This is a genomic window from Streptomyces blattellae (genome assembly GCF_009709555.1).
Taxonomy (GTDB): domain Bacteria; phylum Actinomycetota; class Actinomycetes; order Streptomycetales; family Streptomycetaceae; genus Streptomyces; species Streptomyces blattellae.
In genome coordinates this window covers 1-5,304 of the sequence record NZ_WJBG01000164.1, presented here as the reverse complement: position 1 = coordinate 5,304, position 5,304 = coordinate 1, and the positions used below count along the sequence as shown (strand labels likewise).

At 69.0% G+C, this 5,304-nt stretch carries 5 protein-coding genes and 1 pseudogene; 2 read left to right on the top strand and 4 right to left on the bottom strand.

Features of this window, described 5'->3' with window-relative positions; all coding sequences use genetic code 11:
• Positions 1-195: pseudogene (locus GFH49_RS39430) on the top strand (amidohydrolase family protein); the annotation flags it as partial.
• A 211-nt stretch (positions 196-406) separates the two neighbouring features.
• On the top strand, positions 407-1,153 hold the full coding sequence (locus GFH49_RS20845; RefSeq protein ID WP_196218068.1) for an SDR family NAD(P)-dependent oxidoreductase: 747 nt from the start codon (positions 407-409) through the stop codon (positions 1,151-1,153).
• 110 nt (positions 1,154-1,263) lie between these two features.
• Here GFH49_RS20845 and GFH49_RS20840 read toward each other — a convergent pair whose 3' ends face one another.
• From GFH49_RS20840 to GFH49_RS20825, 4 genes are all read right to left on the bottom strand, one after another.
• Positions 1,264-2,436, bottom strand: coding sequence for a phosphotransferase family protein (locus GFH49_RS20840; protein WP_155057610.1), 1,173 nt, complete (start codon positions 2,434-2,436; stop codon positions 1,264-1,266).
• Positions 2,433-3,581, bottom strand: coding sequence for a TIGR03857 family LLM class F420-dependent oxidoreductase (locus GFH49_RS20835; protein ID WP_155057609.1), 1,149 nt, complete (start codon positions 3,579-3,581; stop codon positions 2,433-2,435). The genes GFH49_RS20840 and GFH49_RS20835 overlap by 4 nt, the downstream gene beginning before the upstream one ends.
• Positions 3,578-3,790 (bottom strand): hypothetical protein, encoded by a 213-nt coding sequence (locus tag GFH49_RS20830; RefSeq protein WP_155057608.1) that lies wholly within the window; start codon positions 3,788-3,790, stop codon positions 3,578-3,580. Before GFH49_RS20830 ends, GFH49_RS20835 begins: the two co-directional genes overlap by 4 nt.
• A gap of 130 nt (positions 3,791-3,920) precedes the next feature.
• Positions 3,921-4,679: a dienelactone hydrolase family protein gene (locus GFH49_RS20825; protein WP_155057607.1), complete on the bottom strand. Its 759-nt coding sequence runs from the start codon at positions 4,677-4,679 to the stop codon at positions 3,921-3,923.
• Between the last annotated feature and the right edge of the window lie 625 nt (positions 4,680-5,304).

Below are 5,304 nucleotides of genomic sequence, written 5' to 3'. Positions count from 1 at the left end.
CTGGACGACCTCAACCTCCTGGGCGCCGACCGGGACCCGGTCGCGGCCGTGGTCGTCGCCGCCGGCCCGCACAACGTGGACACGGTCCTCGTCGCCGGGCAGGTCGTGAAGTCCGAGGGCCGGCTGGTCAACGCCGATCTGCCCCGGGCGACCCAGGCCCTGCGGGCCACCGCGGCCGTCGTCAACGGCGGCTGACCGCCACCCGCCACAAGAACACCCCCACGAACACCCTCACGAACACCCCCGAAGACCCCACGAAGACCCCCACGAACACCCCACGAACACCCGACGACCGGCCGGCGGGACCGGCCGGTCGAGCCGGGCCAACTGGCCTCCGTCCGGCGACGGCCGTCGCCGGGTCCCCGGGGGCCGTCTATCTGATGCACGCAAGACAAGGAGCTGCAATATGACTGGAAGGTTGGCAGGCAGGATCGCCGTGGTCACTGGAGGTGCCAGCGGGATCGGTCAGGCGATCGCGAAGAAGCTGGCGTCCGAGGGCGCCGACATCGCGGTCGCCGACATCAACCCGGCGGACGAGACCGCGGAACTCGTCAAGGCCGCCGGGCAGCGGTTCTTCAGCGCCCAGGTCGACATCTCCGACGAGGCACAGATCAACGCCTTCGCCGCACAGGTGCGGGACGCTCTGGGCTCGGTCGACATCGTCTCGAACAACGCGGCCCTCGTGGAACTGGTCGACTTCGACAACGCGACCTTCGACAGCTGGCTCAAGATCATGACGGTGAACGCCGGCGGCATTTTCCTGACGTCCAAGGCGTTCCTCGACCAGCTCAAGGAGTCCAGCGCCGGCCGGGTGATCAACATGACGACCACCGCCTACTGGGAGAACACTCCGCGTTTTATCTCGTACCTCTCCTCCAAGGGCGCCATCAACGGGCTCACCTACTCGATGGCGGCCGACCTCGCGCAGTACAACATCACGGTCAACGCGGTGGCCCCCAGCGTGGTCCGGACCCCGTTCACGCTCTCCCGGCTTCCTGAGCAGGTGTTCGAGCACCACATGCAGCAGCAGGCTCTGAAGCGGCAGCAGACGCCCGAGGACGTCGCCAACACGGTGGCGTTCATCGCCTCCGACGAAGCGGCGTTCATCACCAGCCAGATCTTCGCCGTCGACGGAGGCCTCACCCGCCGCTGACGTCGGTTTCGCAAGCACCGCGGGCCATGACGCCCGGGTGCCGGGCAAGCCGGAGCCCCGTCCCGCACGCTGTGCGGGACGGGGCTCCGGATCTCGGCGGGAGGGGGCGCTCACCCTTCCTTTTCATACGGCTGGCGAGAGACGGCTTCCACGTCGAAGTCGTCGGGCAGGTCAGGACGCTGACGGACCAGGATGTCCCGGCTGATCGTCGGCGGCCTGAGGCCCAGGAGCTCCGCCAGTAGGTGCACGGCGTGGCTGCCGCGGCCGAAACGGCTCTCGGCCGGCAGTCGCCCGGCCGCCTGGAAGAGCTTTTCGACCCGCAGCAGAACGAGGGCGAAACGCAGGGCACCGAAGATCTCGTAGTAACGGATGTCGCCGACCGGCCGGCCCAGCGTCCGCTCGTACCGGGCGATCGTCTCCTCACGACCGGGCAGGCCCTCCAGGCGCTCCAGGAAGACGCCGGGCCCGAGCAGGAAGTCCATCACGATCCAGTACCCCAGGTCGAGTTCGCCCGGACCCAGCGAGGCGAGCTCCCAGTCGATGATGGCGTTCACCTCCCCCTCGACGTCGAAGAGGATGTTGCCGATCCGGGCGTCTCCCCACAGCACGCTGTCCGTGTGGTGCGCGGGACGGTTCTCGACGATGTAGGCCATCGCCGCGTCGAGGACCTCGTGGCGCTCGCCGCCGCAGATCCATCGATACCAGTCCTGCATCCAACGGAGCGACTGGTCAAGGCCGGTGGGCCCCAGCTCGGGCCGGTCGAGGAAGCCGAAGCGCTCCCATGGATCGATCGCGTGCAGGCGTGCCAGCATGTCGACGCCGTTGTTCCAGTGCCGCGCCCGCTGCTCGGGCGTGAGGTCCTGGATCCAGCCGTGCACGTGATAGGGCGGGTGGTCCTGGACCACCCGCCCGTCCACATGGCCCATGATGTAGAAGGGGAAGCCGAGCTCGGCGCCGTCCGCCTCACCCAACACCAGGGGCGGCACCCGCACTTCGGAGTCGGCGAGCTGCTCCATGACCCGGAACTCGTGCAACAGGTCGTACTCGTCCGGGGGAATGAGCCTGATGTCCACCTGTTGCATTCGGCTGACGAGCGGACGCCGCTCGACGGTACCGTCGGACTGCCGGTACCGCGCGGTGAACAGCACCATGTTGGCCGCATGCCCACCGCCCGGTCGGCGGGCGTCCTCCACCACGACGTCGGCGAGCCCGCAGCGTCGCTCCAGGACTCTCGCCAGCTTGCCGGCGATCTCGCCGAGGCCGTCGTCGGGCCCGCCCGTCACCGGGCCGCTCCGGAAGCGTCGGTCTGTCCCACAGTGCTTTTTCTGACATGGGATTCCCGGAAAGCGGCCACCAGAGCCCGGCACTTGTCGGCCGAGGTTCCGTGGAGGACGAGTTCGTCGGCACCGGCTTCCAGGAACGGCCGCAAACCGTCCGCGCACTCGGACGCCGTGCCGATCGAGGAGCCGGCCATGAGGTACTCGTCGTCGATCAGCCGGCTCACCTCGACGAGTTCGTCCGCGCGGAACTCGCTGGAGGCCGTGCCCGGACCCGAGAACTTGGGGTGGTGCCAGAGCGGTTCGAAGACCTTCGCGTCCCAGCCGTTGATATTGGCGATGCGGCGAGCGACCCGCGGTTCCTGGAAGTACCCCACTGCTCGGCCACCGACGATCGCCGCCTGCTCCTCGGGCGGCAGGTCGGGAGCGACCACGACGATGCCGTAGATGCGGACTGCGGCCGGGTCACGTCCGGCGTCCGCGGCAGCGTTGCGCACGATCTCGGTCGAGCGGCGGACTCCCTCGGGCGACACGAAGGGGGCGAGGATGACGCCGTCGAAGCATTCCCCCGCCAGCGCCAGCGTCTTCTCCCCAATGGCAGCCAGCAACAAGGGCGGAGCCAGCCCGGGGGGCGTGTTGCGGCTGCCGAGGTGGGCGAACTCACCGGCCGGACCGCTGTACGAGAAGCGCTCACCGGCCCAGATGCGGCGCAGGATGGCGGCGTGGTCCCGCATCGCCGCGATGGTGTCGGCCCGGCCGCCGAACTCCCGCAGGACCGGACCGGCCGCCGCGCCACCACGCCCGAAACCGAGCACGAAGCGCCCCTGGCTCAGCGCGTTGAGCGTGGTGCCGAGGCCGGCCAGTACGAGGGGGTGGCGGGTGCCGAAGTGCGTCGTGGCCGTCACGATCCTGGTGCGCTCGGTCACCTGGCTGACCGCACCGGCGAGCGCGCCGAGCTCTTTGGTGTCCCAGCTCTCGGAGAGCCAGACCGACCCGAAGCCGATCTCCTCGGCCACCCGGGCCTGGTCGAGTCCGTCGCGCGTGGCACCGCCCCGGCCGGGCAGCACATAGGTGCCGAGTATCGCGGCGGGGTCGGATGCGTTGTCCGTGAGCTGAGTCGATGCTGAAGTGGGCCTGCCGTCACCAGTCATTTGGAACTCCCCGCGAGCTCACCGTGCACGCCGGATGGTGCCGAGCGGCCGTCCGGCCAGGTGCTCGTCCGGGTGCCCGGTACGGGGCCCCGGGCGGCCTCGATGATCAGCGGCGCAACCTCGGCGAACTCCCAACGGCTCCTGGCGGTCCAGGAGTCCGGCAGCTTGCGGGGGATCTCGGCTGAGATCACCAGGTGCTCTTCAGGCATGCTTCCCTCTTCCTTGCTGCGGTTTTCCTTCCGCCGCCCGGTAGGCGACGATCGCGGTGCCGCGTGAGCGCGGCACCGCGAGAGCGGTTACATCGAGTACGACCGTTCGGATCGTCCGGCCCGCGAAGGCTCAGAGAGTGCGGCCGAGCAGGTCCAGCAGGCCCACCCAGTGACGCTCGGCCGCCTCCTTGTCGTAGAGGGGGACGAGATCGTCCGCGGCGAAGCCGTGCTGGGCGCCCGGGTACATCTCACTCCGGTACCGGACACCGGCCGCGGAGAGGATGCCGTTGAACTGCTCGACCTCCTCGGGCGTGTTGACCGTGTCCTTGTCACCGTTGGCGAAGAAGACCTCGGCCTTGATGCGGTCGGCCACCAGGTGAGGACTGTCCGGAGCGTCGGTGATCAGGTGGGAGCCGTGGATGATGGCCGCGGCGGCGACCCGGTCCGGATAGGAGCCCGCCGTGCGCAGGGAGAGCATGCCGCCGTTGCAGTAGCCGGTGATGCCCACGGGGCCGTCGGTGGTGAACTCGCTGGCCTGAAGCCAGTCGAGCCAGACGAGGGCGTCCTGCATGGCGTCCTTCGGGGTCAGCGCCTGCGCCACCGGAACGGCCTTGCCGACGACGTCCCAGAGATTGTCCGGGGTCATGGGGTCGGGGAACTCCACCACGGGCGCCGGGCTGGTGCGGTAGAAGACATTGGGCACCAGGACCGTGTAGCCGGCCGAGGCGAGTCGGTCGGCCATCTTCTTCATGCCCGGCCGCACGCCCATGATGTCCGTGTAGAAGAGGACGGACGGGTGCGGGGCATCGTCGTCCGGGCGGGTCAGGTACGCGTCGGCGTCGCCATCCTGGGTGGGCAGGATCAGGGTTGTTCCCTGGACAGTGGTCACGGACATCTCCATTCAGTAGAGCTGAGCCTGGTCGCGGTGCTGCCACCACTCAGGGGTGGGCAACCGCGCAGCGGTGGCGGCGAAGACCGCCGGTCGTCAGGACGGCGTCGCATGGATCTACTCGATGCGTGTGTCGCCCGGCGCATGGGGTCTTGTGCCGACGTGGGCGGCGAACGTGACGTTCACGGAGCGCCGGACACGCCTGCTGGACGCGTGGATAAGGCGATACCAGGCCTAAGCGGACAATCGTCCACAAGGGCTGACCGTAGTGGACAGCAGTCCGTTTGGCAAGGGGTGTCGACCGAAGACGGTACTGGTGGATGACGGGATGCGGCGGTGCGGTAAGCGATCGAACGGATGCCGAAGGGGAGCCGAGGGGCCGTCGCCACCGGGCCGTGCGGCTCACCCGGGTGGCGTAGGCGACGCTGCCGGTCCGATCCCGGTTTCGTGCGGGTTCCGGCAGTTTCGCGATCAGCCTCGATCGGGGAACGGCGTGTCGACCCCGCGTGCGCGCAAGGAGTCGGCCACCTTCTCCAGCAGGCTGAGCAACTCGGCTCGCTCCTCGGGTGTGAAGTCGTCGAACAGCGCCGCCGCGGTCGATTGCGAGGGTGCGAGTTCCTGCTCC